The 25,876-nt window shown below is 44.2% G+C and carries 32 protein-coding genes; 15 read left to right on the forward strand and 17 right to left on the reverse strand.

Translation table 11 applies throughout. The annotated features are described in order from the left end of the window. Positions 1-15: 15 nt before the first annotated feature. A complete protein-coding gene (locus ICV90_RS06430; protein WP_215357246.1) occupies positions 16-1,629 on the reverse strand; it encodes an NAD(P)/FAD-dependent oxidoreductase in 1,614 nt (537 codons plus the stop codon). 120 nt (positions 1,630-1,749) lie between these two features. On the opposite strand from ICV90_RS06430, the gene ICV90_RS06435 reads away from it, so the two are divergent. Then, positions 1,750-2,295, forward strand: a complete 546-nt coding sequence (locus ICV90_RS06435; RefSeq protein ID WP_215357255.1) for a YaeQ family protein — start codon at positions 1,750-1,752, stop codon at positions 2,293-2,295. A 9-nt stretch (positions 2,296-2,304) separates the two neighbouring features. Further along, positions 2,305-2,721 carry a putative toxin-antitoxin system toxin component, PIN family gene (locus ICV90_RS06440; protein ID WP_215357256.1) on the forward strand — a complete coding sequence of 139 codons (417 nt, stop codon included), beginning with the start codon at positions 2,305-2,307 and terminating at the stop codon, positions 2,719-2,721. Here ICV90_RS06440 and ICV90_RS06445 read toward each other — a convergent pair. Then, entirely contained in the window at positions 2,716-3,714 is a 999-nt protein-coding gene (locus ICV90_RS06445) for an LLM class flavin-dependent oxidoreductase (RefSeq protein WP_215357258.1), read from the reverse strand. The two genes, ICV90_RS06440 and ICV90_RS06445, sit on opposite strands and share 6 nt — an antisense overlap. Before the next feature lie 33 nt (positions 3,715-3,747). Between ICV90_RS06445 and ICV90_RS06450 the strand changes: the two genes are divergently transcribed. Genes ICV90_RS06450 through ICV90_RS06460 form a run of 3 tightly spaced genes read left to right on the forward strand, consistent with a single transcriptional unit; the run spans position 3,748 to position 4,588 of the window. After that, the gene (locus ICV90_RS06450) at positions 3,748-3,969 is read left to right on the forward strand and encodes a hypothetical protein (RefSeq protein ID WP_215357260.1); all 222 of its coding nucleotides are present in this window, start codon (positions 3,748-3,750) and stop codon (positions 3,967-3,969) included. Positions 3,970-3,979: 10 nt separating this feature from the next. Further along, on the forward strand, positions 3,980-4,180 hold the full coding sequence (locus ICV90_RS06455; RefSeq protein WP_215357262.1) for a SlyX family protein: 201 nt from the start codon (positions 3,980-3,982) through the stop codon (positions 4,178-4,180). Positions 4,181-4,240: 60 nt separating this feature from the next. Continuing rightward, the gene (locus ICV90_RS06460) at positions 4,241-4,588 is read left to right on the forward strand and encodes a phage holin family protein (RefSeq protein ID WP_215320197.1); all 348 of its coding nucleotides are present in this window, start codon (positions 4,241-4,243) and stop codon (positions 4,586-4,588) included. 23 nt (positions 4,589-4,611) lie between these two features. On the opposite strand, the gene ICV90_RS06465 is transcribed toward ICV90_RS06460, so the two are convergent. Beyond that, positions 4,612-6,411: an AsmA family protein gene (locus tag ICV90_RS06465; protein ID WP_215357264.1), complete on the reverse strand. Its 1,800-nt coding sequence runs from the start codon at positions 6,409-6,411 to the stop codon at positions 4,612-4,614. 66 nt (positions 6,412-6,477) lie between these two features. Here ICV90_RS06465 and ICV90_RS06470 point away from each other — a divergent pair, with 66 nt between their 5' ends. Further along, the gene (locus tag ICV90_RS06470) at positions 6,478-6,822 is read left to right on the forward strand and encodes a zinc ribbon domain-containing protein YjdM (protein ID WP_215320201.1); all 345 of its coding nucleotides are present in this window, start codon (positions 6,478-6,480) and stop codon (positions 6,820-6,822) included. Between the two features lie 63 nt (positions 6,823-6,885). On the opposite strand, the gene ICV90_RS06475 is transcribed toward ICV90_RS06470, so the two are convergent. Then, positions 6,886-7,101, reverse strand: coding sequence for a YdcH family protein (locus tag ICV90_RS06475; RefSeq protein WP_215320203.1), 216 nt, complete (start codon positions 7,099-7,101; stop codon positions 6,886-6,888). A 217-nt stretch (positions 7,102-7,318) separates the two neighbouring features. Between ICV90_RS06475 and ICV90_RS06480 the strand changes: the two genes are divergently transcribed. Further along, positions 7,319-8,197, forward strand: a complete 879-nt coding sequence (locus tag ICV90_RS06480) for a hypothetical protein (protein ID WP_215357266.1) — start codon at positions 7,319-7,321, stop codon at positions 8,195-8,197. A 367-nt stretch (positions 8,198-8,564) separates the two neighbouring features. Here ICV90_RS06480 and arsB read toward each other — a convergent pair whose 3' ends face one another. Genes arsB through ICV90_RS06495 form a run of 3 tightly spaced genes read right to left on the reverse strand, consistent with a single transcriptional unit; the run spans position 8,565 to position 10,410 of the window. Next, complete coding sequence (arsB, locus tag ICV90_RS06485) at positions 8,565-9,608, reverse strand: ACR3 family arsenite efflux transporter (RefSeq protein ID WP_215357268.1); 1,044 nt, start codon at positions 9,606-9,608, stop codon at positions 8,565-8,567. Beyond that, positions 9,605-10,084: an arsenate reductase ArsC gene (locus tag ICV90_RS06490; protein WP_215357270.1), complete on the reverse strand. Its 480-nt coding sequence runs from the start codon at positions 10,082-10,084 to the stop codon at positions 9,605-9,607. Before ICV90_RS06490 ends, arsB begins: the two co-directional genes overlap by 4 nt. After that, positions 10,081-10,410 carry a helix-turn-helix transcriptional regulator gene (locus ICV90_RS06495; RefSeq protein ID WP_215357272.1) on the reverse strand — a complete coding sequence of 110 codons (330 nt, stop codon included), beginning with the start codon at positions 10,408-10,410 and terminating at the stop codon, positions 10,081-10,083. Before ICV90_RS06495 ends, ICV90_RS06490 begins: the two co-directional genes overlap by 4 nt. Positions 10,411-10,662: 252 nt before the next feature. Here ICV90_RS06495 and ICV90_RS06500 point away from each other — a divergent pair, with 252 nt between their 5' ends. Then, positions 10,663-10,845, forward strand: coding sequence for a hypothetical protein (locus ICV90_RS06500; RefSeq protein WP_215357274.1), 183 nt, complete (start codon positions 10,663-10,665; stop codon positions 10,843-10,845). Then, positions 10,845-11,618 carry a polyphosphate kinase 2 gene (gene ppk2 / locus ICV90_RS06505; RefSeq protein WP_215357276.1) on the forward strand — a complete coding sequence of 258 codons (774 nt, stop codon included), beginning with the start codon at positions 10,845-10,847 and terminating at the stop codon, positions 11,616-11,618. The genes ICV90_RS06500 and ppk2 (ICV90_RS06505) overlap by 1 nt, the downstream gene beginning before the upstream one ends. Positions 11,619-11,622: 4 nt before the next feature. Here the strand turns inward: ppk2 (ICV90_RS06505) and ppk2 (ICV90_RS06510) are convergent, their stop codons facing one another. Further along, positions 11,623-12,528: a polyphosphate kinase 2 gene (ppk2, locus tag ICV90_RS06510; protein ID WP_215357278.1), complete on the reverse strand. Its 906-nt coding sequence runs from the start codon at positions 12,526-12,528 to the stop codon at positions 11,623-11,625. Positions 12,529-12,574: 46 nt separating this feature from the next. Further along, positions 12,575-13,369 carry a 1-acyl-sn-glycerol-3-phosphate acyltransferase gene (locus ICV90_RS06515; protein WP_215357280.1) on the reverse strand — a complete coding sequence of 265 codons (795 nt, stop codon included), beginning with the start codon at positions 13,367-13,369 and terminating at the stop codon, positions 12,575-12,577. A 103-nt stretch (positions 13,370-13,472) separates the two neighbouring features. Between ICV90_RS06515 and ICV90_RS06520 the strand changes: the two genes are divergently transcribed. From ICV90_RS06520 to ICV90_RS06535, 4 genes are read left to right on the forward strand one after another with little or no spacing between them, the layout of a single operon-like run. Continuing rightward, the gene (locus tag ICV90_RS06520) at positions 13,473-14,282 is read left to right on the forward strand and encodes a UDP-2,3-diacylglucosamine diphosphatase (RefSeq protein WP_370623812.1); all 810 of its coding nucleotides are present in this window, start codon (positions 13,473-13,475) and stop codon (positions 14,280-14,282) included. After that, on the forward strand, positions 14,279-15,307 hold the full coding sequence (locus tag ICV90_RS06525) for a glycosyltransferase family 1 protein (protein WP_215357282.1): 1,029 nt from the start codon (positions 14,279-14,281) through the stop codon (positions 15,305-15,307). Before ICV90_RS06520 ends, ICV90_RS06525 begins: the two co-directional genes overlap by 4 nt. Before the next feature lie 11 nt (positions 15,308-15,318). Next, the gene (locus tag ICV90_RS06530; protein ID WP_083564292.1) at positions 15,319-15,723 is read left to right on the forward strand and encodes a diacylglycerol kinase; all 405 of its coding nucleotides are present in this window, start codon (positions 15,319-15,321) and stop codon (positions 15,721-15,723) included. Between the two features lie 19 nt (positions 15,724-15,742). Beyond that, positions 15,743-16,666 (forward strand): GNAT family N-acetyltransferase, encoded by a 924-nt coding sequence (locus tag ICV90_RS06535; protein ID WP_215357284.1) that lies wholly within the window; start codon positions 15,743-15,745, stop codon positions 16,664-16,666. 72 nt (positions 16,667-16,738) lie between these two features. On the opposite strand, the gene ppx is transcribed toward ICV90_RS06535, so the two are convergent. The 7 genes from ppx to ICV90_RS06565 form a co-directional block, all read right to left on the reverse strand. Next, positions 16,739-18,301: an exopolyphosphatase gene (ppx, locus tag ICV90_RS06540; protein WP_256441477.1), complete on the reverse strand. Its 1,563-nt coding sequence runs from the start codon at positions 18,299-18,301 to the stop codon at positions 16,739-16,741. A gap of 112 nt (positions 18,302-18,413) precedes the next feature. Continuing rightward, entirely contained in the window at positions 18,414-18,620 is a 207-nt protein-coding gene (locus ICV90_RS10345) for a GDCCVxC domain-containing (seleno)protein (protein WP_305848937.1), read from the reverse strand. A 52-nt stretch (positions 18,621-18,672) separates the two neighbouring features. Then, on the reverse strand, positions 18,673-19,389 hold the full coding sequence (locus ICV90_RS06545) for an MgtC/SapB family protein (protein ID WP_215357286.1): 717 nt from the start codon (positions 19,387-19,389) through the stop codon (positions 18,673-18,675). An 18-nt stretch (positions 19,390-19,407) separates the two neighbouring features. After that, the gene (locus tag ICV90_RS06550) at positions 19,408-21,153 is read right to left on the reverse strand and encodes an alkaline phosphatase (protein WP_215357288.1); all 1,746 of its coding nucleotides are present in this window, start codon (positions 21,151-21,153) and stop codon (positions 19,408-19,410) included. Positions 21,154-21,236: 83 nt separating this feature from the next. Then, positions 21,237-22,589, reverse strand: a complete 1,353-nt coding sequence (locus ICV90_RS06555; RefSeq protein WP_215357290.1) for a DUF2252 domain-containing protein — start codon at positions 22,587-22,589, stop codon at positions 21,237-21,239. A gap of 145 nt (positions 22,590-22,734) precedes the next feature. Then, entirely contained in the window at positions 22,735-23,238 is a 504-nt protein-coding gene (locus ICV90_RS06560) for an arsenate reductase ArsC (protein ID WP_215357292.1), read from the reverse strand. A gap of 24 nt (positions 23,239-23,262) precedes the next feature. After that, positions 23,263-23,439 carry a hypothetical protein gene (locus ICV90_RS06565; protein ID WP_215357294.1) on the reverse strand — a complete coding sequence of 59 codons (177 nt, stop codon included), beginning with the start codon at positions 23,437-23,439 and terminating at the stop codon, positions 23,263-23,265. Positions 23,440-23,788: 349 nt separating this feature from the next. Here ICV90_RS06565 and ICV90_RS06570 point away from each other — a divergent pair, with 349 nt between their 5' ends. Both ICV90_RS06570 and ICV90_RS06575 read left to right on the forward strand, forming a co-directional pair. Continuing rightward, positions 23,789-24,265 (forward strand): MgtC/SapB family protein, encoded by a 477-nt coding sequence (locus ICV90_RS06570; RefSeq protein ID WP_215357296.1) that lies wholly within the window; start codon positions 23,789-23,791, stop codon positions 24,263-24,265. A gap of 83 nt (positions 24,266-24,348) precedes the next feature. Next, positions 24,349-24,549, forward strand: a complete 201-nt coding sequence (locus tag ICV90_RS06575) for a hypothetical protein (RefSeq protein ID WP_072583835.1) — start codon at positions 24,349-24,351, stop codon at positions 24,547-24,549. 3 nt (positions 24,550-24,552) lie between these two features. Here the strand turns inward: ICV90_RS06575 and phoR are convergent, their stop codons facing one another. Continuing rightward, a complete protein-coding gene (gene phoR, locus ICV90_RS06580; RefSeq protein ID WP_215357299.1) occupies positions 24,553-25,851 on the reverse strand; it encodes a phosphate regulon sensor histidine kinase PhoR in 1,299 nt (432 codons plus the stop codon). Positions 25,852-25,876: the final 25 nt, after the last annotated feature.

Here is a 25,876-nt window from a genome sequence, read left to right on the forward strand (position 1 = left end):
GTTCTTATGTGATATTTACTTCGACAGATAGTCTAGTGCGACTGCTTCTGCTACTTTAATCCCATCAACACCTGCCGACAAGATTCCACCGGCATAGCCAGCACCCTCTCCCGCTGGATAAAGGCCTTTGATATTCAGACTCTGATAGTTGGCGCCTCGAGTAATTCGCAAAGGAGAGGAAGTGCGCGTCTCCACACCAGTTAAAACAGCATCTTTCATAGAGAAGCCTTTAATTTGCTTCTCAAAAGCAGGAATCGCCTCGCGAATAGCCTCAATAGCATAAGCTGGTAAGCTTTCTGCCAGATCCGTTAAATGAACGCCGGGCTTGTATGACGGCATGACGCTACCGAACTGAGTTGAAGGCTTGCCTTCTAAAAAGTCACCAATCAGCTGGCCCGGCGCTTCATAAGTTCTACCACCCAATTCAAAAGCCTTTGATTCAATAGCGCGCTGAAACTCAATACCTGCCAATGGGCCACCCGGGTAATCTTCTGGCGTAATGCCAACGACGATGCCCGCATTGGCATTTCGTTCGTTACGAGAATATTGGCTCATGCCATTGGTAACCACACGATTCGGTTCGGAGGTGGCGGCGACTACTGTCCCACCAGGGCACATGCAAAAACTATAGACGGAACGACCATTTTTGGCGTGATGGACTAATTTGTAATCTGCCGCACCAATTAACTCATTACCCGCGTGAGGACCCAGACGTGCTTTATCGATTAGTGATTGGGGGTGCTCAATCCGAAAGCCAACAGAAAAGGGTTTAGCTTCCATGAAGACGCCAGCATGATGCAAGGCCTCAAATGTGTCACGCGCACTATGTCCAAGCGCCAAGATGACGTGGTTAGCAGGCAGATCTGCCTGCCCCTCAATCTTGACCCCGGTAATTTGCTCATTTTCAATATCAAAGCCAATTACCTTTTGCGAGAACCGAATCTCACCGCCTAAGTCAATAATTTCTTGGCGCATCTTCTCTACCACGCCAACTAGGCGGAAGGTGCCGATATGCGGCTTAGCTACATAGGTAATTTCTGCGGGAGCGCCGGCTTTTACAAATTCGTAAATAACCTTACGTCCATAAAACTTAGGATCTTTGATCTGGCTGTACAACTTGCCATCTGAAAACGTACCAGCCCCGCCCTCGCCAAACTGCACATTAGATTCTGGATTTAAAACATTCTTACGCCACAAGCCCCAGGTATCCTGAGTGCGCTCACGAACTTTCTTGCCACGCTCAAGAACGATAGGCCTAAATCCCATTTGCGCTAACACTAGAGCGGCAAAAATACCGCATGGGCCAAATCCAACGACTACTGGGCGCAGCTCTTTGCCAGAGTCTATAGTTTCAGGGGCTTTTGCTACAAAGTGGTAGCTCGTATCCGGGGATGGTCTTACATGAATATCTCCAGAAAATTGCTTCAGAAGAACATCTTCATGCTTTGCAGATAAGTCAACCGTATAGATAAAAGAGAGGGCGACGTTCTTTCGAGCATCGTAACTACGCTTAAAGACCTCAAATCGTATTAAGTCTTTAGCGTCTAAATTGAGACGCTTCAATATCGCCTTCTCCAGAGCTTCTGGAGCATGGTCAATTGGCAGACGTAATTCAGTAATACGGATCATGGGTTTTACGGTACACAGTAATTTGAGGCATTTCCAGGCTCATCAGGAGCCCCAAGCCAAATAATACTGGTTATGAGCTCACTCAGGCCAGGAGTTGGTTCATAAAGGCGATAATAGGTCATGGCTCTACGCGCAACTATCCACAAAGCCGACCTTCATGTCGCAGATTCTGACCGCCACTACTATGGCAGTCATTCATTAACTATTGCTAAGCACCCTTCTGAGACTGAGCAGCGGATGATGATCCGCATCATTGCCTTTGCATTGCAGGCAAATGAGGATCTAGTGTTTACAAAAGGTTTGAGTGATACCGATGAACCCGACCTGTGGATTAAAGATCTTACCGACGCAATTAAGTTGTGGATTGAAATCGGCCAACCAGACGAGCGTCGTATTCTGAAAGCCTGTGGTCGTTCTGATCAAGTGATTGTCTATTGCTACGGCGGACATACCAGCAAAATCTGGTGGGATGGCATTGCCAACAAACTCACTCGTGCTCGTAATTTACAAATAGTCTCTATACCAGCAGAACAAGCGGAAGAGCTGAACAAGTTGGTTGAGCGCAGCATGGTGATCCATGTCAATGTTCAAGATGGTGAAGCTTACGTCTCCTCTGATAAAGGGCAGGTCACCATTACTCCAGAGATTTGGCGCAACAATCAATAGGCCTTAGAGATGAAGGTAGTAGTTTTCGATACCAATGTCTTGCTAGATCTTTTTGTCTTTAATGACTTTAGAGCGCTTCATTTAAAGCAAGCGCTGATCGAAGGCAAAATAGATGCACTCGCAACTCCAAATACTTTAGAAGAATTTGCTGATGTGATTGCTCGCCCCCTGTTTTCGCTCGATGAAGTGCAACAAGAGCAAATTCGCCAGCAATGGCATGGTTTAGCAAGAATCATGGATGATAAAAACTTAGCCAAAGCCCCCTGGATATGCCAAGACCTAGATGACCAAGTGTTTTTAGACCTTGCTTACACTGCAAAGCCCTGCATCTTAATCAGCAAAGACAATGCAGTGCTGCGATTTGCGAATCAGGCTGCAAAAGAACAAGTATTGATTACCGCAGATTACAACGCAGCGATCTTATAGGCTTTGTGCGGCTTGTGCGGCAATCTCAAATGATCGGAGACGAGCCTGATGATCGAAAATTTGCCCAGTCAAGATGATTTCGTTTGCGCCAGTCAGATCCAACCAACGACGCATCCCCTTCTTTACTGTCTCCAGTGAACCCACTACTGAAACCTGCAAGGTATGATCTGCAGCTGCTCGTTCATGAGGCTCACAAAATTCATTCATATCAGTAATTGGAGGTGGTAGCTGCCCGCGTGTATTGCGTCGCATCCTGATGACGTTCTGTTGCAGAGTGGTAAATAAATATTGAGCCTCTTCATCGGTATCCGCAGCAACTACATTCATCACAAATGCTGAGTAGGGCTTATCTTGTTGTGCAGATGGCTTAAAGAGCTCACGATAAATCTTCATTGCCTCTAAAAGTTGCTCTGGCGCAAAGTGAGAAGCGAAGGCATAAGGTAAGCCAAAGTGAGCAGCTAATTGAGCTCCATACAAACTAGAACCTAAAATCCAGATAGGAACATTGCTATCTACTCCTGGTATCGCCTTTACAGATTGCCCCTCTTGTAACGGGCCAAAATAATGCTGTAACTCACGGACATCCTGCGGGAAGCGATCATCACTCCCCAATAAGTCCCTACGCAATGCCCTGGCGGTCATTTGATCGGTACCGGGTGCACGACCCAAGCCAAGCTCAATTCTTCCTGGATATAAAGCTTCCAGGGTGCCAAATTGCTCAGCAATTACCAAAGGAGCATGATTAGGCAGCATCACACCACCAGAACCTACTCGGATATGAGAGGTGCCAGCTGCGATATAACCAATCAAGACTGCGGTTGCAGAACTCGCATTACCCGTCATATTGTGATGCTCTGCTACCCAGTAGCGGGTATAGCCCCATTTTTCGGCATGCCTTGCCACATCCAAAGAGTTGCGCAGTGCATCGGCAGCAGTAAAACCCTGGGGAATCGGAGATATATCTAGAATGGAGTATGGGATGGAATTTGCCATCGCTAGATCATACCGAGAAAGTGCATTGTTGACATGAATAAACCTAAAATGGCCGATCCTGACGATGGCCTCTTTAAGCCAGGCAGTAGATTGCGCCACATTAAGACTGGTGGATTTTATAAGGTGGTCTTCTTGGCCAACATAGAGGCAAATCTTGAGCCAGCCTACGTTTACGAATCCATGCAATCACATGATTTCTGGATTAGACCCAAAGCAGAAATGGAAGATGGGCGCTTTGAGCTTATCTCAGAATAGAAAGTAAGTTATGTCAGAAGAACGCATCACTAATCTAGAAATCAAATTGAGCTTTACAGAAGACTTAATTGAAAAGCTCAATGAGACCGTCTATAAACAGCAACAGCAAATCGAATTTCTGTACCGCGAATTAAAGGCCATCAAAGAACAAGCCAGCAGCAGCGGCGGTGGCGGCGCAAGTTCTCAGGATGAAATCCCCCCGCACTATTAATCAACTGCTAATATAGTCACTAGGCCTAAACCCCTTACAACACCAGCAAAGGAATCATTCATGAGCAACTTAACTCTATTTCTAGTCCAATGGGGCTTAACTTCTTTATCCCTTTGGGTCGCAAGTTATATTTTCAGTGGTCTGCGCTTTGCGGATGGTGGCTCATTATTAATTGCCGCCCTCCTATTGGGATTTGCCAATGCCATCGTTAAACCTTTACTTATACTTTTCACGCTGCCATTAACAGTAGTAACCATGGGCCTCTTCTTGCTCGTGATTAATGCTTTGGTATTGATGCTGGTTTCTGCAGTGGTGAGTGGCTTTACGATCTCTAGCTTCTGGACCGCATTTTTTGCCAGCATCTTTATTTCTTTGTTCAGCCTCTTTGTCAGTGGCTTAGTTTTCTAAGAAATTCTTAGACTTAGTCTCTCTTACTTGCTTGCAGGATAGATATCAGACCAAGGGTGCAGCGCTGTTTTACAGGGCTGCGACTTGGTCGCCAATGATTTAGCATTTTCCGCCGCGATACTAATACCGCCGGTTAAGAAACCCAGCCCAATCGAGACGGCACTATTCACCACCCCTGCTTTATTCACCCCAGTTTGCGGGTTTTTCAGAGTTCCCTCAATTTTGACAAGACCACCTAAATCTAGACCCGTTGTGAGTCCTGATTTTTCTCTTGGGTTAATGCTGATATTGAGAGCCTCGTTGGCAAGATTGATCGAGCCCGCTAAGGTGATATCAAGACGATCAGTCTCTACCCCAACTGAATTCTGAATATTCACCATCCCACTATTGATGGGCAAGTAGGCAACTGCACAATCTAAAGTAGTTTGATTGGATTTCTTATACATCGGATTGATTGCATCTATTACAGTGATGACAAAGTCTCCGCCTTTATTGATGAACTTCGAATCTAATTTACTTTGTCCTACTGAAACCTGAATAGCACCATCAGCTCGGCTAGCCATTTGATGCAAACTCATCCCGCTTCCCCGCAAGTTCCAAGCGACTTTTGCATCACCACCAGAAACTCTAGCGCTTGAATCAGTGACGGCAATAATTTGTTCCAAGGTAAAGTCTTTGGCAATACCCTTCACAGAAATCTTAGGCGCAGGGCCGGTGAACTGAGTAATGGACAGCTGTGCTTGGGCACTTCCCTTGCCTATATTAAAGCTAACATCGCTCGCATCAATCCTATCTTTCTGAAATTGGAGTGTCGTTTTGAAGTTCGTAAACGGCGCCTGATGAGGAATCCCAAGCTCAGCAATATTGATATTAATAAGGCCATCAGCCAAAGGCAAAAGATCAAAAGGCAGCGCGTCATCGGAGAATAAATACTTTCCTTGGGCCTTATGAGTGGATGCCGTGGAAGTTTTTCCAGCTGATCCAGCAATTACAACAGAACCCGCTAAGGGTGCTAAATCAAAGGATTTTGAATTGAGGTTGATATTGAATTTTGGCAATAGATCTGGCTTCTTATCAATGTCGCCCGTAATTGCAAGCGACTTACCGTTTAAGGTTAGAACTAAATCGAGATCTAGGTTTACTGGAGATTGATTCCAAGCGAAGTAAGCATTACGCAGTGAAGTTGTTTTACCCTTTAGATTCAGGGTGTAGTTAGTACGCTGAACATCTACCAAAATCGTAGACTTCCCATCGCCACCGTCTAAAGAAAGTTTAGGAATACTAATCGGGCTGGCTGCTTTTTCTCCGTCTTGATAATTGATGCGCGCATCTACGACATCAACAGTTTTAATAGAGACTAGCGCGTTATTAGAAGAGTCGCTAGTTGCAGACTGTGCTGCCGAACCACTGGCAACTATCGTAGGTGGAGTGAGATTCCAATTACCCTCCCCAGCCTTATTGGTTTGTAAGTTTGCCTCTAATCCTCTTATACCGATTCTGCTGATTTCAACGCTACCTTTCAGAAGCGGAAGTATCCTAATATCTAATTCAATATGCTTGAATACAAACATATCAGGATTGCTTGCCCATGAGGCATTGCTCAAAGACACCTGTTCGGCTTTTACGCTAATTGATGGGAAAAGACTCAGACTTACTGGACCGGCGATTTTCAACTCACGCCCAGTAGCATCTTTGACCGAAGAACTTAGGAGCTTGGTTACCTGGGCAGGATTTACAAAAGATGATGCATACCATGCACCCAAACCTATTATGGCAAGACAGCCTATCAGAGCAATAAGAATAATCTTCAGGGTTTTATTCACCTAACCATTCTAAATCGAGTGCTAAATGCGGGACAAGACTGATCACCTGTAGACTAAAATGAGTCAATGAGCACAGATAATCTACCAAAGTGTCCTGCCTGCCAGGAAGATATGACCTACCCCGATGGGGAAAATTACGTTTGTGCCCAGTGCGGTCATGAATGGCCTATGGCTGCTGTTGCAGAAGAGGCTGAGGCTGGGCTCATTGTGAAAGATGCCAATGGAAATTTATTGGCAGATGGCGATACAGTCACCCTCATTAAGGACCTCAAGGTCAAAGGCTCTTCCACCACCCTGAAGGTTGGCACCAAGATTAAAGGGATTCGTCTGGTATCAGGTGATCATGAAGTCGACTGCAAAACAGAAGCGGGCAATATGCTACTCAAAGCCTGTTTCCTGAAAAAAGCCTAGAAGTATTTTGTATCTAGACTTTTCTAAATCAATGCTTGCTTAGTTAGTTAATTAGTTACTTAGCTAGTTACTAGCCTTCTTTAAGACGGCATAAATCTGGTCTTTTAAAAGGAGTTTTTCCTTTTTCAAGGTCTCGATTTCTTCTGGGGTACTTGGCTCTGAATGGGATTCCATTCTTTGGATCTTTTGATCTAAATTGTTATGCTTATCAAATAAATGTGAGAAATGACGATCTGTCGTTTTCAGCTTGGTGATGAGTTCGCGATATTCAGGAAACATAGACCCTCTTCATATTTAGGTTAGACAAAACTTCACGCTTTTAGTGTAGCAACCCTGCATTGCAAGAACAATGGCTACGTCCATCTATTTATTTCACCCCTACCCTTGTAATCCGCAGGAAAAACCCCATATAGGAAAGGCGAATTCCCCAGGGAATTTGCAGTAATATCAGATAGTGCATCAAGCACGATAACTACCGAAAGAAGGGTAATAAACCATGGCTACAAAGAAGTCTCCAGCAAAAAAGAAAGTAGCTACCAAGGTGGTAAAAAAAGCCCCTGTTAAAAAAGCTGTCAAGAAAGTTGCCGCTAAGAAAGTAGCAAGTAAAAAGACGGTCAAAAAGGTAGTGAAAAAACCAGCAGCCAAGAAAGTGGCTGCAAAGAAGCCTGCTGCCAAAAAAGTAGCAGTTAAAAAATTAGTGGCAAAGAAACCTGCGGCCAAAAAGCCAGCAGCGAAGAAAGTTGCCAAGAAGACTACAAAACCTGCTTCATCTAAATCGCCTAAAGTAGACCAATATGGTCTTGAGCTAGATGATGAGTTTTACGGTCTGTATTTTGCAAAGTCTACCAACAAGGGATTGGTTGAAGTAAAACCCTGCACTTTCTCGCTGATGTATTGGTGGAAAGGCTTGCTTGGCTACCCTGACATGATCGAGATCTCCAAGGGAAGCAATACTGCTATGTTGCAGTTTGAATCCACATTTGGTGGTGGCGATTCTGGCGAAACTGAGTTAACTGAAAAAGATGTGCTGGATATTGATCACATCATTGAAGTAGATGAAGAGGAAATGATGATCTCCCTCTACTCCTATGTGCCTATCCCAGTGCCCGAGAAATTGGTTGGGGCTTTGAGCCTAGCTGTTCTCAACATTAACCCAGAAACTCGCTATGGCAGTCTAGAAATCTGCCCAACCGAGAATGAAAATGGTGAAACTGAGCACTTCTTGCGTTACCGTGCTGCAACCTATTTGCGTGGTATCAAGTCTGGCAAAGTGGAGGCAATCGAAAGCATGGTGACCAATGGTTCTGAGTTCTTTGGCCTTGCTTTAGATGCGATGTGCGTCAACAAGTCGATTAAGAAGTGGTTGCTTAGCTAAGAACCAATCAATGGCGAGCTAACTAATCGCCACTATCTGCAAAGATAGATATAAGTTAAGGGAAAACGGTCATTGACCGTTTTTCTGCTTTCTACAATCGTCGCAGTTCTCTTCCCCAGTTTTTTACACTCCTCAAGTGCCACTTCTTGCGCTTCATTTTCTTTTGCATCTTTGGGCGCATGAACCCCAACCGTGCCATCTGATTGCTTGTACACACCAAACTGACTGACTGGTGTGGAGCAGGCCGCTAATAGCAAACATATTAGTAGAAATAAATAGCGACTTAACATTTTAAATGCTGCCCAACAGATAGGAGATAAATGAATTCTATCTTATTCCAACTTATGAAAAGCGAGAATTTACAGCATTAAGCCCGAAAGAACCTCTCTTTAAGCCTGAGAGCAACCGAGACAAGACCAACCATAATAGGCACTTCCACCAGGGGTCCAATCACTGCCGCAAAGGCTGCTCCAGAGTTAATTCCAAATACCGCAATAGCTACGGCAATAGCTAACTCGAAGTTATTACTAGATGCCGTAAACGATAAAGTGCAGCAACGCTTATATTCAATGCCCATTTTGATGGTGATAAAGAATGTCAGTAAGAACATCACCACAAAGAAGACTAACAATGGAATTGAGATGGTAACCACATCCATTGGCAACTGAAGAATTAACTTACCCTTCAAACTAAACATCACTACGATCGTGAAAAGCAAAGCAATTAAGGTGAGCTTGCCTATTCTGGGAACGAAAGTATTTTGATACGACTCTCTCGATACAAATTTGAGGGCAATGTATCTCGTCAGGAAGCCAGCCACACAAGGGACGCCCAGATAGATAGCAACTGTCTTCGCGATTTCGCCAATGGTGATATTGACAACAGAGCCTGCAAAGCCAAAATATGGTGGCAGAACTGTTAAGAAGAGATAGGCATACAGACTAAAGAACAGCACCTGAAACACGGCGTTAAAAGCCACTAAGCCAGCCGCATATTCCGTAGAGCCTTTGGCTATATCGTTCCAGACAATCACCATGGCAATACAAGGCGCTATTCCAATGAGTATTAATCCGGCCATATATTCTGGCTGATTGGGAACAAAGAGGATAGCCAAGAAGAACATCAAGGTAGGCGCCACAATCCAATTGAGCAAGAATGCCAATCCAAAGATCCGCTTGTCTCTAAAGACATCAGGCAAGTCTTCGTACTTCACCTTCGCGAACGGTGGATACATCATCAATATCAATCCAATGGCTATTGGGATATTGGTAGTGCCCGATTGAAAGGAATTAATGAACCCCTCTACTCCAGGAACAAAATATCCCAAGCCAATACCTGCCGCCATGGCAGCAAAGATCCAAACAGTGAGATATCGATCTAAAAAGGAAAGTTTGCTGGTAACTGTACTCATGATTTAGTGTGAATTTCTTGAAGGCTGAGTGAGTTAAGTCGATCTAATGGCATATCCGCCAGAAGATCAATGCGTTTTTTTAAGCCAATCATGACTTCTTTAAATGCACGGCGTTTATCGTCATCCGTACCGGGCACTTGTGATGGATCCGGGAAGCCCCAATGGGCGGTAGCTGGCTTACCTGGCCAGAATGGGCAGACCTCTCCAGCAGCGTTATCACAAACCGTAATAATGAAATCCATCTTTGGAGCTTCCGGTAAACCAAACTCATCCCATGACTTGGAGCGTAATTTAGATTCGTCGTAACCCATCTGCAAAGCCAACTCACGTGCAAATGGATTTACTGAAGTGCCTGGAGTGGATCCTGCTGAGTAGCCCACAAATTTGCCGCTGACATGAGTTGAAGCAAGCGCCTCCCCCAAAACAGACCGAGCAGAATTATGGGTACATAAGAAGAGAATATTGAACTGCTTCATTTAGCCTTCGCCTTTTTCAAGATTAATACTGGAGCGCATGATTTGCCACCGCAGCAGTTTTCAAGCAAGAACTCGCTTAACTCTTGCACCAAGCCTGCATTGGGTCGATAGATGAGATTGCGGCTTTGACGCTCTACTGACAATAAATCAGCGCCTACTAGTTCTTTCAGGTGAAAACTCAGTGTGGCGTTAGCAACCCCTAGCTTTTCAATCATCTCGCTAGGCGTTAATCCAGTATCACCACGCTGAACTATCAAGCGAAAAATATTCAAGCGGGTCTCTTGACCCAGGGCCAGGAATGCTTTGATGGCATCAGTATTTTTCATATTTCCAATTGTATCGAAATATATATTTCATAATAGTGACAATCAATGTCACATAACTGACATATATGTGTCATATATGCTTGAAAATAGAGAAAATTAAACGTAGGATTGATTGAAGATACGCCAATACAACGAATTCACAATCAACCCAGGAATCAGCATGAGCCAAAAGAAATTAGTTAAGCAGCTATTAAAAAGCTCGATAAATTAGAGTCAGATAGAGAAAAGCTCATCGACAAACTTGGAAAAGCGTTGGATAAGTTAGATAAAAAAGTAGCAACGAAGAAAACTCCGGCCAAAAAAGCACCCGCCAAAAAAGTTGCGCCTAAGAAAGTGCCTGCTAAGAAAGCAGCAGCGAAAAAGGTGGCAGCCAAGAAAGCTCCTGCTAAAAAGGCGCCCGCTCCAAAGCCAGCCACTACCAATGAAGCAAGCTAATGGGCCAAAAAGGCAAAGATAAACTAGAGCGATCTAGCTATGATGATCAACTTCGTTTATTGCAAATTGAGTTGGTTAAGCTACAAAATAGTTTAATAAGCAAAGGTGATCAAATATTGGTCATTCTTGAGGGCCGTGATACGGCAGGCAAGGATGGCACTATTAAAGTCATCACTCAACACTTAAGCCCTAGAGAAACTCGCGTGGTTGCACTTGGCAAACCATCTGATAGCGAATCTGCTGAATGGTACTTTCAAAGATATGTAGCAGAACTACCCAAGAAAGGTGACTTTGTTCTATTCAATCGCAGTTGGTACAACCGTGCTGGCGTTGAGAAGGTCATGAATTTCTGTACCAAGCCGCAATATGCCAACTTTATGGGAACCGTAAATGAGTTTGAGTCCATCTTGGCCAGCTCAGGCATGACTATTCTCAAATACTATTTAGACATCTCAAAAAAGGAACAGGCTGTTCGTCTTGCAGATAGAGCTAAAGATCCACTCAAGCAATGGAAGATTAGCCCGATTGATCAGCAAGCGCAGAAAAACTGGAATGCCTATAGCAAATGTAGAAATGACATGCTAGAAAAAACCAGTTCCAAAGATGCGCCCTGGATCGTTGTGAAGGCGAACGATAAAAAAGTTGCTCATCTCAATATGATTCAGGATCTTCTTTCTAGAGTTTCATATCCAGGAAAAGATAAGGGCTTGCTGAAGGCTGATAAGGATATCGTCTTCAAATGGGACGGCAAACTATCTAAGCTCGAAAAATAAGTCCTTAAAAAACCTCAGGAACATACATTTCAGGCGGTACTGGCCCTCGTAGGTAATCCGGGTTATGAACGCGTTTTGGCAAGGTAATCACTGGGTGATCAATCTCTTTATATGGGATTTGATCCAATAAATGCGTAATGCAATTTAGACGTGCTTTTTTCTTGTCATTGGCAGCAACCACCCACCAAGGCGCCTCAGGAATATGCGTACGCTCAAGCATGGTCTCTTTGGCCTTGGTATAGGCCTCCCACAACCTTCTTGCCTCTAAATCCATTGGACTTAACTTCCACTGCTTTAAAGGATCGTGAATACGCATCATGAAGCGGTTGTACTGCTCGTCATCAGAAATAGAGAACCAATACTTAATCAAGATAACGCCCGAACTAATCATCATGCGCTCAAGATCAGGAACCGTTCTTAAAAATTCTTCATACTCATAATCCGTACAGAAACCCATCACTTTTTCAACACCTGCGCGGTTGTACCAGCTTCTATCAAATAGAACGATCTCGCCGCCAGCAGGTAACTGGGAAATATATCGTTGAAAGTACCACTGCGTCTTTTCGCGTTCGTTAGGTGCGGGCAAAGCAACTACTTTACAAACCCGGGGATTCAATCGCTGGGTAATGCGCTTAATCGCCCCTCCCTTACCAGCAGAATCTCGACCTTCAAATAGGACTGCCACCTTAAGCTTGTTCTCTACCACCCAGTCTTGAAGCTTTACTAACTCACCCTGGAGTCTAAAGAGTTCTCGGAAGTAAACGTTACGTGGAATTTGTGAATGGCTATCACCATCAGGAGATAGGCGGTCATCATCGAGCTCCATTTCAAGCTCTTCATCCATGCTGTCCAGAATCTCTTCTTGTGCACGGCGATACCACTCGGCCATTTCGTTATGTTTTGATGTCATATTGTTTCCCTAATAATACTTATAGCGGGGGAAAATGACACTTTTGTTACATAGAGGGCTGATTACCCTTTAATTGATTAGAAATCGCCTCTTGACTATGCAAAGCCAGCCATTTGCGATCGCTAGAAGCCTCAGGACTAGCTCCTGAGGGTGACAAGAAGGCTAGTTCCACTATCAGCTTTCGATCCTTCAGGATCTTAGCCATGGATTCCAGTAACCCCATCTCACCCACAAATGCAGGCACTTCACTTCTCTCGCCAGATGACAGGGATCTATAGGTAATTGCAAGCGAATAGACTGGCACTTGAGCAATAACCGCAGATTCAAATAAATTGGGCTTAAAAGGTAGGACACCCTCACCTATTGTGGAGGTGCCCTCTGGAAAAATGCAAACAGACTGAGCTTTAAGTACATCACTCACTTCGTTAGCAACATACTTTCCATGACGAGCACTATCACGCTTGATAAATACCGTACCCAATTGCTTGGCCATCCACCCAAATATAGGCCAGCCCTCTACATCGGACTTTGCTACAAAGCGAATAGGTTTAAAAGCATTGATAGCGTGGATATCCATCCAAGAGATATGGTTTGATGCCAGTAGATAGGGGGTAGCAGGAAGAATTTCTGGATTCCTGAGTCTTAATTCAATTCCAAATATAGATAACAGTCTTCTTGACCACTTCTGAATATGTGCATTTTTAGCTTCCTGAGTGGCAAATGGAAACTGAAAAGACAGAGTCGCCAATCCAGCCATCACATGACACCACACCAGAACCCACGACCATGCATAAGCCCAATATTGAAACGGGGGCTGTTTGGAGTGTTTATTCAGGCTCATATGTTGTAGGAATATAAAACAATTTCAGAAAATACTGCGTCGTCATAAAACTGTCTTAGAACTGTCATGCTGGTTTCATACTCAGTAGGCTTAATACTGTTTCATGATGCATTACAAAGCCATCTGGATTTCAGACGTACACCTAGGAACATCAGGGTGTCAGGCAGACTACCTTCTCGATTTCCTAAAGCACAACGAAGCAGATAAATTCTACTTAGTTGGCGACATTATTGACGGCTGGAGACTAAAGAAGTCTTTCTACTGGCCTCAATCACATAATGATGTAGTACAAAAACTCTTACGTAAGGCGCGCAAGGGCACCGAAGTCATCTATGTCCCCGGAAATCATGATGAAAGCGCTAGACAGTTCTTTGGAATGTCTTTTGGTGATGTCAAGGTAGTCGAGGAAGTCATTCACACAACCGTAGATGGTAGAAAGCTATGGGTAACTCATGGCGATCAGTTTGATGGCGTGATGCAATATGCTAAGTGGCTGGCTTACGTTGGTGACAACCTCTATTCGCTCATTCTTTATATAAACCGTTACTTTAATATGGTACGTGCCAAGATGGGGCTGCAGTATTGGTCGCTATCTCAATACTTAAAACATCAAGTCAAAAATGCCGTCAGCTATATCGCAGACTTTGAACACATCATGGCCAGAGAGGCCCGCTTAAGAGGCTGTGATGGCGTAGTTTGTGGTCATATTCACAAAGCAGAAATTCGCGAGATCGATGGCTTGCTGTATTGCAACGATGGTGATTGGGTCGAGAGCCTTACTGCCTTAGTGGAAACACAAACAGGCGAACTCAAAATTATTCACTGGACACAGATCAAGGGTGAGCCAGTTGAATCACCTCAAATCACTCTTCAACCTGCTATCGAATCACTCATCAAAGAGGCTGCGCTATGAAAATTATGATCATTACAGATGCATGGGATCCACAAGTAAATGGTGTGGTCCGCACCCTGAAGCAAACCCGCGCTGAATTAACTGCCATGGGGCATCAAGTGGAAATGATTACTCCCAACGGCTTTAAATCCATTCCTTGCCCAACCTATCCTGATATCGCCCTCTCACTCTTCCCGGGCAAAGAAGTAGCTCGTCGCATTAAAGAATTTGCACCGGATGCAATGCATATTGCAACAGAAGGCCCACTAGGTTTATCGGCTCGTGCCTACGCAGTTAAAAATCGCCTGCCTTTTTCTACTGCTTATCACACTCGCTTCCCAGAATATGTCAAAGCGCGTACCGGTATTCCTCTAGCAATTACCTATGCCTTTATTCGCTGGTTTCATAAACCGTCAATGGCTGTCATGGCGCCAACGATTGTCGTAAAGGATGATCTGGAAGCTTATGGTCTAAATAACGTAGTGTTGTGGTCAAGAGGTGTTGATCTGGATATCTTTAAGATGCAAGATTCCAAAGCCTTAAATACCGCGCATCCCATCTTTTTATACGTGGGCAGAGTTGCTGTTGAGAAAAATATTAATGCATTCTTAGAGATTGATTTACCAGGTTCAAAGTGGGTGGTAGGAGACGGTCCAGCAATGGCTGGAATCAAAGAAAAATATCCAGAAGTAAACTATCTGGGCGTGCTTCAGCAGCATGAGTTAGCAAAAGTGTATGCAGCAGCAGATGTATTTGTATTTCCTAGCAAGACCGATACATTTGGCCTGGTTTTACTAGAAGCCATGGCATGCGGGACGCCAGTAGCCGCTTATCCTGTTACTGGCCCTATTGATGTCTTAGGCAACTCCAATTCTGGCGCCATGAACGAAGACTTGCGTGAGGCTTGCATGCAGGCCCTCAAAATTCCTCGCGAAGTAGCACGCGCACATGCGGAGAGATTCTCCTGGAGAGCGGCTTCAGAGCAATTTGCCAATCACCTTAAGCCTGTACCAACAACAGAAGTACATGTAACAGCACTAGCTTAAGAAGACCCAACTTGAACTCCCCATATCACATAGATCAGAATCCCCATAAGGGCAATCGAGGCCTTGCCAGAGCATGGCATGCGGCCAAGAACTCTTGGTGTGGTTTGGTTTATGCATTTATGGAAGAAAGCGCCTTTAGACAAGAGCTGACTTTATTTGCTTTGCTAACACCAGTCGCCCTCTTGTTGCCGATCACACTGCTAGAGAAATCATTACTCATTTCTTCCTTGATGATGGTGCTGGTTATTGAACTATTGAACTCCAGCGTGGAAGCAGCGATCGATCGAATCTCATTCGAACATCATGATCTCTCCAAAAGAGCAAAAGATTTTGGTAGTGCCGCCGTCATGCTTGCGCTATTTGTCGCAGCTCTACTCTGGGCTGCAGTCTGCATCCCTTTGCTCCTGAAACTTTAATTACCTACTAAGGCTAGCCATGTCTGATATCCCTAATCCAATTGGTTCATTTGAGATTTTCACCCCCAAGAAAGTCAAAGCATTAAAAAGAAATAAGCCAAACCCGTTTAAAAAGCTCTCTAAAAAGTTGGCCAAAAAGCTGTTTGGTAAGAAGTTTGTGACAAAAACAAGGGCTGAGCTCAGAGAAGTAGCTCCTGTTCCTGCGGTTCAGATTGATAAGCCTAAAAAGCCTGCCTTTCAAATTGTTTGGGCAAGCACACCGAGCGAGATTAAAGAAGCACAAAGATTGCGCTATAAAGTATTCGCCGAAGAAATGGGTGCCAATCTTCCTAAGAACGCTGAAGGCTTAGATGTTGATGAATTCGATTCCTATTGCGATCATTTATTGATTCGTGATCAAGACAGCCTGAGAGTAGTAGGCACCTATCGCGTATTGCCCCCACATAAGGCACAAGAAATCGGTCGCCTCTATTCTGATTCCGAGTTTGATTTATCCCGTATTAATCACCTGCGCCCTAAATTGGTTGAGCTTGGTAGATCTTGCGTGCATCAAGACTATCGCTCAGGAGCGGTCATCATGGCGCTATGGAGTGGCTTGGCTCAATATATGCAAAAGAATGGTTATGAAATCATGCTTGGTTGTGCCAGCATTCCAATGGCAGATGGTGGTCACTTTGCAGCGAGCCTTTATAACTCTCTAGGCAACGATCAAATGGCTCCAACAGAATTCCATGCCTTCCCGCGCCTGCCTTTGCCTCTTGATAAGCTAAATGGTGGTTTAGATGTGCAGCCTCCACCATTGATTAAGGGCTACCTAAAGCTGGGGGCAAAAATTTGCAGCTCCCCAGCCTGGGATCCAGACTTCAATACAGCTGACTTATTGACGATGCTCCGCCTTTCAGAAATCAACCCTCGTTACGCAAAGCATTTTCTAGGTTTGTAATATTCAAGCATCGACTCTTAAAGAAAAAGCCGCTTCGCATTGAAGTGGCTTTTTTCATTCTGAGATGTATCCCTACTTAAAGCTAACTTGGTAAGAACGCCCTACCCTTTCCCATTCTGCCGCCTCTTTCAGAAGGCTAAATTCAGTCAAGGGATGCTCGGCAACCCATTCCTTTGGAAGGCTAACTAAATACGAACCATCGTGTTCAGAAACTTTTACTTTAGGAAAATTGGTGTCATTTCGGCCGCGACACAGCACTTGAGCCAGTCGCAAACAAAAGAGCATGCGCCAATCTTCAAAGCTAGCATTATTCGCCAACTTGCCTAGCTTGCCAGTATGCCCAATGAGTAATGCGGCAAGCCTGGCCTGATCATTTTTAGAGAATCCCGGCATATCAGCGTTGCCCGCTATGTAGGCAGAATGTTTGTGATAACCGTTGTGGGAGATTGATAAGCCGATTTCATGTAAATTGGCTGCCCACTGCAATAACGCCACGTTATCCGCCCTGCTCTCCGATTCAGGTTTTGGCAATTGCTGTAAAAAATCTGCAGCTAATTTACCAACCCGATCTGCCTGCTCTCGATCGACGGTGTAGCGTTGCATAAATTGCTCTACAGTCACATAGCGCATATCGTGATGTTGTGATCGGCCAAGTAAGTCATACAAGACACCACTTCGCAATGCAGCGTCCGTTACCTCCATCTCTTCAATGCCTAATTCATCGAATGCCGCCAACATAATCGCTAAACCGCCTGGCCACACAGATCTTCTGTCATCCTTCAGACCCTCTAGCTCTACTTGATTTACATGTTCATACTTGAGAAGGTGTTTTTTGAGATTCTTAAGGCCTTCACGGGTAATCATTCCACTCGAGCTATTGACGCGGCCCATCATTAAGCCATCGCCACTTCCATTGAAATGATTATTTCCGATGAGATCAGCTAAAGCTCTAGCGGTACCGGAAGAGCCAATAACTTGCTTCCAACCACTTTTTAAATAAGCTCCTGATATAACCTGTATTTCACGGCGAGCTGCCAACTCAGCCTCCTTAAAGGCATGAGCATCAATATTTCCCTTAGGGAAAAATCGCATACTGTGAGATACGCAGCCGATATAAAGGCTTTCCATCAACTTAGGCTCATAGCCTTTGCCGATAATAAATTCAGTAGAACCACCGCCAATATCAATCACCAATCTATTACCCTGTACAGCCTGAACCTCATGCGCCGCTCCGATATAAATCAGCCGTGCCTCCTCAACCCCAGCAATGACTTCAATCGGGAACCCTAGGGCTACTTGTGCATCTTCAATAAATTGCTGAGAATTTTTAGCAACGCGCAAAGTATTAGTTGCCACCGCTCGAACATTGGCAGGATCAAAGCCGCGAATGCGCTCTCCAAAGCGCCGAATAGCAATCAAACCCCGTTGATAGGCATCATTACCAAGCAATTTATTTTCAGTCAGACCAGCAGCCAGGCGGACTGTCTCACGCAAGGTATCAATAGGGCGTAACTGTGTGCCAGAGGGGGTATTTACTGCTTGGGCCACCAGCATGCGAAAACTGTTCGATCCCAAGTCGACCGCAGCAACAAGGTCTTCTGAATGAACTAAAGGATCTACGGGATTGCTGGCCAAAATATTCCCCAAAAATGGAATGCTGTATCAATTATGTCTATTTTATGTAAAAACCATGACATCCTGATGAAATCAACAGCAAGCCTTAGTGGCTGGGATATATGAGCCTTGTTTAGGCTGCTAAGTTTTGCTCTGAGCTAGAACAATCTCGATTACCGAAGCTACACAAAATGCAGCAATCGCCAGATTTTGGCTTCAAGATAGCGCTACATGAGCGGCAGCGATACAAGTGCTGAGCACCCTCTTCGGAATTAATAAGCTCGGAAGCCTGGCAATGGGGGCAGGTAACGATAGATTGGAGATAGTTGGTCTTATTCACATCGCAATACTGAACCAGAAATATTTCAATATTGTGTCAATAAATAAATGGCTTAGTCGGTTGTGCTGGGACTCCAGAACGCCTGGGTAACAAATTCTTGATCAGCAATCTTAGCGATCAACTGATCCATCTCATCGCCATCAACAGCCGATGCAGTTAAAACGGCCTGTATTTCAACATCATCGCTGCCAAATTGATGCACTTCAATATCTTGGGTTTGATAGCCTGCCTCTTCGAGCGTCTTAATAAATTGCTTTAAGGCATGCTTTTGAGCATGCTTAGGAGTGATGATATATACCGAATTAGTCACCTCTACCGCTTCGGTATCTAGGGGCTGCCTATTAATTAAGCTGACTACTGGGCGAAGTAAGGTATTGGCTGCCAGAACAAAAACAGTAGCTAGGCAAGCCTCTAAAATTAAGTCAGCCCCTGCACATGCACCCACTGCGCCCGATGCCCACAAAGTAGCGGCAGTGTTGATACCCCTGACGTTGCCCTCTTCTCGCATGATGACACCGGCGCCCAAAAAGCCAATTCCAGAAACAACATAAGCCATCACATGAACAGCCCCATCATGACCAGTGAGGCGATTGCCAGCGTCCACAAAAATTGCAGCTCCGATAGCAACTAGAATATTTGTTCTTAAGCCCGCAGTCCGTTGGCGGTATTGGCGCTCTAAACCAATTAATCCCCCCAAAATAAAAGCAGCGCAGAGGCTGACGCTCGTATCGGTCAGCGATCCATAGTTAATGTTGTTAATGAATTCCATGGCAGCTTTAATCCAAAATTATTTTGATCCTAAACCTAAGGATTGCACCATTATCTTAAACACTTCCGTGTTATCCATAAAGCCCTTGAAGTTTTCTGAGCCGGGGCCCATGGCATTCAGAACAGCATCATCTGCCGTATGAACGCCAGACTCTTGGTGCGATGGCAAATTACCGCCCACATGAATTGCATCCTCCTGAAGCTGAAGATATTTTGGATTAGCTACATATTTACCAGAATCATCTTTAACGGCAGGAACAAAAGTGCCATCCATTTTAGGATGTAGGGTTTCATAGTGATCGGGGTAGTTACCATAAAAGAAGGCAATGCGCTTAGATACATCGATCTTATTTGGGTAACCCTGAATATCTGCTTTTGGATAATTTGGATAGCCGGCCTCGGCGTAAATACCCACCTTTTCACGTAAAGGTCCAGGCTTGTCATCATGCACTACCCCGCTAATGGATCCACTGTGAGTATGATCAGGCGTCACGATGATTAAAGTATCTGGATGCGTTTTAGCAAAGTCCTTAGCGATTTGTACGGCATTACTAAGCATGATGGTATCAAATGCAGCTCGCTCCCAATCAAGAGGGTGATTGAACTTATCAATTAAAGCTGCCTCTACCATCAAGAAAAATCCATTGGGATTTCTGGATAACACATCAATGGCAGATTGGGTCATCTCGGTTAAATCGGGCTGATTGGGAAATTGTTCAACCGTATTCTTTTTCAGATACAAACGATCCAGCGATCCATCCATATTGTCTGGATGAAAGACGCCAAATAGTTTTTTTGTACCTTTACTCTCTGATGCTAAAAGTAATTCTTGTTTTGTAAAAGCTAACTGATAGCCCTTCAACTTGAAGTTTTCAACCAAATTCTTCTCATCCTTACGTCTTGAGCCCTTAGTGGATTGCGGATAAAAATAGGCAGAGCCACCGCCTAGGATGACTTCAGCGCCACTAGATAAGAGCTGATCAGCAATATATTGTTTATCTGCTCTACGCCTAGTATGAGATACCATGGCGCCCGGGGTTGCATCCTCCAACTCGGCATCAGAAACAATGCCTACTGCCATCTTGGTATTGCGCTTGATCAGCTCTGCAATGGTTTCCACTTTGGGATGCGAGAGATTATCGCTAGCTCGGGATACATAAACGCCCATGGCATTCACTGCTGTCTTATGCCCTGTTGTGTATGCGCTCATAGAGTTTGCAGAGTCTGTAATTAGTGAATCAGACCCTGAAGTACCTATCATGGCTGTACTGGGCATATCGTCAAATGCCAATCTGCCTTGATATTTGCCCTCTTGAATTCCCTTCGAGAGGACTCTTGCGGTTGTCCGGTTAGCAATCGTCATACCATCGCCAATAAATAGAATCACATTTTTTACGCGGCGAGGACCAGTTGCATATACATCCCAATTTACTTGCAAACGCTCCTGGGGTGCTCGAGCCACGATTTGATATTTACCAGCCTTAGTTAACTGAACCTCTCGATACAGGATGGAGCTACCTTTGCCATTTTCATTAGAAATAAACTCGGGTTGGGCGCTAATAATTTTATTTATTGGTGCGCCATTGAGTTCGATCTCAGCATCCCCAAGATTAATGACGGTATTAAATTCAATCTTGATATCAAACTTAGATCCAGCCAAAATGGCAGCTTGGTCGATTGGATAGATAGCTGCAGCTTGGATAAATCCTGCAATTGATCCAAAAAAAATGAAGGAGGCAATCCTGATAAGACGGGGAGTTTTCATAGAGTCGAAATGGTGAATAAGCTTAGGGAAGCTACAATATCCACCAATAAAGTGACACTCTCATGACTACGCCCTGATAGGCCTTAAAGGGCTGCTTTTTTCTTAGCCGCTTTCAATCTACCCGATTTGACCGCCTTACGAAATAAATCGAAGTCTTGCTCATTCTGCTTTGCATAGGATCTTGCAAAGGAATACATTGCCTCGCCAAATTCTTTTAATTCACCACAATAACCGGTAAGTTCAGCCGCATCTCCAGAGCGAGCGTGACCCAGGGCAAGAGCCCAGCCGAACAATTTTGAATAGTCGGCAAAGTTCTTTAGAGAGATGCCGCCAGGACCGATCGGAATACCTCCCTTCATATCGCGTAGTTGGCGAAGGTAAAATCCCTCGCTATTGTCTATATCAAACTGTACCGAGCCGTAGTTTAAAAAGATATCTGGAGCACCCTGAAGTAATCTCTGACCAGCCACCACACGCTGACCCATATCACGATAAATGGATGCCCCAAGATAAGGACTCAAGACAGACTTTTGAGCTTCCTTGTATTGCAAGAACAGGGGATCATTTTCACTATCACCCTCAAAATAAAGAACCAAGCAATTAGTCCCCACGCTACCTACGCCAACCACCTTACGTGCAAAATCTTTTAAAAAGTAGCGCTCGAATAGAATCTTGCGATCAGCTAGTAAAGTACTTGAATAATTTAACAAGGCCCTATTAATAAGAGAGCTTAGAGGTTGTCCGTAAGCACTCCCTTTGAAATGCTCAATTAAAGGAGGCTTGTTGATGATCTTTCTATCTTTGCCAACAAGCGTAGTCAGTTTTTGCAGTACTTGTATATTGCCCTGCCCTTTAGTCTGCTTTAAATAAACATCAATTTGCTTTTGATGTTCTTTAGAAAAATGCTTACGTATCTCTGAATCACTAATAAATTCTTGAGCTAAATCCAAATAAGGCATATGCGCATATTGAGCCATCCGCTTTTGATACTCAGCGCAAATACGCAATACTATTTTTTTACTTAATACTTTGTCGCCACCATTGCTTTCACAGGCAATGACTGCGCTTGCAACAAGACGTTTGAGGTCCCATTCCCAACTACCAGGCAAAGTTTCGTCAAAGTCATTAATACCAAATACCAGTCGATGTTCGGCAGTTCCAAACAAGCCGAAATTAGATACGTGCATGTCTCCACATAGCTGAACCGTGATATTGGTAGATGGTTGGTTAGCTAAGTCTTGAGCCATGATGGCGGCTCCCCCTCGATAAAATGCAAAGGGCGACTGCAGCATGCGCTCATAACGAATCGGGATCAGCGACTCAATTCGAGTCTTAGCTTGATTCTCCAGAATGGTGACAGGGTCAATTCGGTGTTTTGGGGGGGGTATAGATACCCTGCTGAGCAATGCTGACCTTTTTTCGCAAGGCTTTACCATCTGCCATGCGCTTTTTGATGCTGGGCCTAGGATTACTAAAAGACTCTACCGACCTAAGAACAGCAAATTTTGGCTTTTTCTCTATAGACATCAGATTCCTCAAAAGGGTTACATTCAATCTTAACCCTTTATTCGATGCTATTGCCTATCTAAACTTTAGGCGATGATGAATGGACTGTAGTTCATCCTTAATTTGCACATGATCTAATTTATCTATGGGTAAATCCATGAGTAGTTCAATGCGATTTCGCAGCCCCATTTCGACCTGCCTAAATGCATCTAGCATGGCTACATCCCCTGAATCTACAGCGGCAGGATCAGCAAACCCCCAATGGGCGCTAACAGCATGGCCGGGCCAGTAAGGGCACTCCTCACCAGCAGCAGAGTCACAGACCGTAATAATGAAGTCCATACGTACAGCCCCATCTACTCCAAACTCATCCCAGCTTTTACTACTCAGCAGCTCTAGTGGGTAATCTAATTGCCTGGCAATACCCAATGCGATTGGATGCACATACTTTGATGGCCTAGATCCAGCTGAATACCCTCTAAATCGTCCATGGCTTAGAGTGGTTGCCAATACTTCACCAAGAATGGATCTTGCGGAGTTGCCAGTGCATAAAAATAAAATATTGTACTGATTACTCATTAATATTTATGCACTTCAATTGGATTAAATAATTTCGTCAAGACGAAGAGAAAATCTCCCATCCATCAAAAATTGATTTTGATGAGAATCTAATGGTTGATTCTGAGAAATGATTTCTTTCTCAATTTTTTCAATTGTGGATTTTCCATCGACACCAATTCTGAGCGCCAAAGGAAGATACTTAACAAGATTCTCAGTCATTTGGAATGCATTCTTATGTATAAAGTTAAGATCAATATTAGGCGTAATTTATGGCAGTTTTATTAATATATAAATCGAAAAGCCCAATAAAGCTGGCATTCAAATCAACTACCTAGCCTATGAAAGACGTAGCGCTTTGCATAAGCCCGTCTTGCCTCGTACCATGCTTGCCAAACCATCATAAGAAATTTTTTCATCGCGTCATCCCTTTGTTTAAAGAATTATTCCAAAACACCTTCATGACTAGTGTGACTTTGAAACATGTCAAGGTGATGGCTTATTTGTGACCAATCAAAGCATCTGATATACACTGAAGTTATAAGAAGTCTGATTGTTAAAGGGAAGTCATATGACTCAATGGGAAATATATGGGGCCATTGCCCTAAGACTAGGTTTGGCTTTGTTAGTAGGCACCATACTGGGCCTAAATCGCTGGCTTCATCACAAACCCGCAGGCATTCGTACACATTCGCTAGTAGCCATTGGTTCTGCAACCGCAGTATTACTCATTAGTGATTTTGTTCAAGATGATGCGCAATCAGTCAGTCGTGTTTTGCAAGGTCTGATTACAGGCCTAGGATTTTTAGGTGCTGGCGTCATTATTCGCGAACAAAGATTACAAAAAATTCACGGCCTAACTACAGCAGCAAGTATTTGGTCTTGCGCCTTAATTGGCGCTGCTTTTGGGGCGGGCCAATTTGCCCTGGGAGGTCTTAGCTTGGGCGCCATCCTACTGACATTAGTCATTGGTGGTCCCCTTGAAAGGTTTGTCGCCAGGCTTAATGGGATCAAGCGGAGCTCCGAAGTATCTAGCGATCCAGACTAAAACCCGTATTGAGGCCTCAAAAAGCAGTTTTGTCATATTAGTTTGCTAGGATTGGCTCCATCCTGATCCTTAGTTGAAAAAATATGAGCAAATACCTATACGAAGACGCTGTAAAACAATTACAAGAGTCTGGCAGCATTGGATTGGCAGACTTAAAAAACCTACCCCATGAAGATCTAGTAGAACTGCTTGAGGAAATTAAGGTTTGGTGTCTTTATGCCAACGGCAAAGCCGAGAAGCTACCTAAAGAATCCAAAAAGAAGAAGAAAAAGAAAAAAGATTAATGCTTAAGAAGTAACGCGCTCTTTAGGGAAGCGGAGCATAAATTTACTACCTCTTCCCGGAGTGCTTTCTATTACCAGCTGAGCCTGGTGCCGATTGGCAATATGCTTCACGATAGCCAATCCCAAACCAGTTCCACCCGTATCTCTTGACCGACTTCGATCTACACGATAGAAGCGCTCAGTTAATCTTGATAAGTGCTCAGATGCAATGCCTGGACCCGTATCAGTAACCGAGAACTCACCCTGCCCTTGCTCGTTAACATTCCATTCAACACCGATAGAACCAATATCAGGCGTGTAGCGAATAGCATTAGATACCAAATTACTGAATGCAGAAAGAATTTCTCTTTCATCACCCATTAAATTCTGTTTGGAATTCACAACAAAATTAAATGCATGCTTACCTTGAGAAAGCGCTTCAGCATCATTCTTCAGCAGCGCCATTAAAGTCTCGACTTTGACTACCGTATTTGTGGCTGGCAATGCATTTGACTCGAGGTTTGCCAAGGTCAATAAGTCCTCAACCAAACTCTTCATCCTCTGTGCCTGCGACATCATCATTTCAAAGTATTGATCCTGCTGATCTTTCTTAAGCTCCAGGGATTGGACGGTCTCCAGAAAGCCCATTAATACAGTAATCGGTGTACGCATTTCATGAGAAACATTGGCTACGAAATCACGCCGCATCGCATCGGCTTTTTGTAAATCAGTTACATCTTGAATCAAAAGAAGGTTGCGCTTTTGACCAAAGGGGAAAGCTTGCAACATCAAACTCAAGCTACCATCGGGCCCCATGCGCTCCATTAGCAAAGGCTCATCAAAATTACGCTTATTTAAATACTGTATAAATTCTGGGCGTCGTATCAAAAAATTAATGCGCTGCATGACATCGCGTTTAAAGATGAGCCCAAAGAATCTCTCCGCAATACCGTTACACCATTCAATCTGGTCGCTCTCATCGAGCATGACAATTCCATTGGGGGAGGCCTGGAATGCCTCAATAAAGTGCTCGTGTTGCTGCTCAATACTTCGGATATGTTGCTTTAGGTTTCTGACGAGACGCTGAAGCCTAAAAAATACCTCTTCCCAAAAGCCACTGGGTAAGGGCATGCTTTCAACAGAATCAGCAAGGGTATATTTTCTCAGGCGGGCTAAGTTGATATAAGCGTAGACCAGCGGAATGGAGAGTACAGATATTCCCACTGCGATAGCCCACTGCGCACCCCATAAAGACAATGTTGTGAACGCCAATACAAATGCGACGCAAATAATGACAAAGAAACGGGTGAGCACAGATAACATGATGCAATATTAGAGCATCTCCAAA

Source organism: Polynucleobacter sp. JS-JIR-II-b4 (assembly GCF_018687815.1).
Lineage (GTDB): Bacteria > Pseudomonadota > Gammaproteobacteria > Burkholderiales > Burkholderiaceae > Polynucleobacter.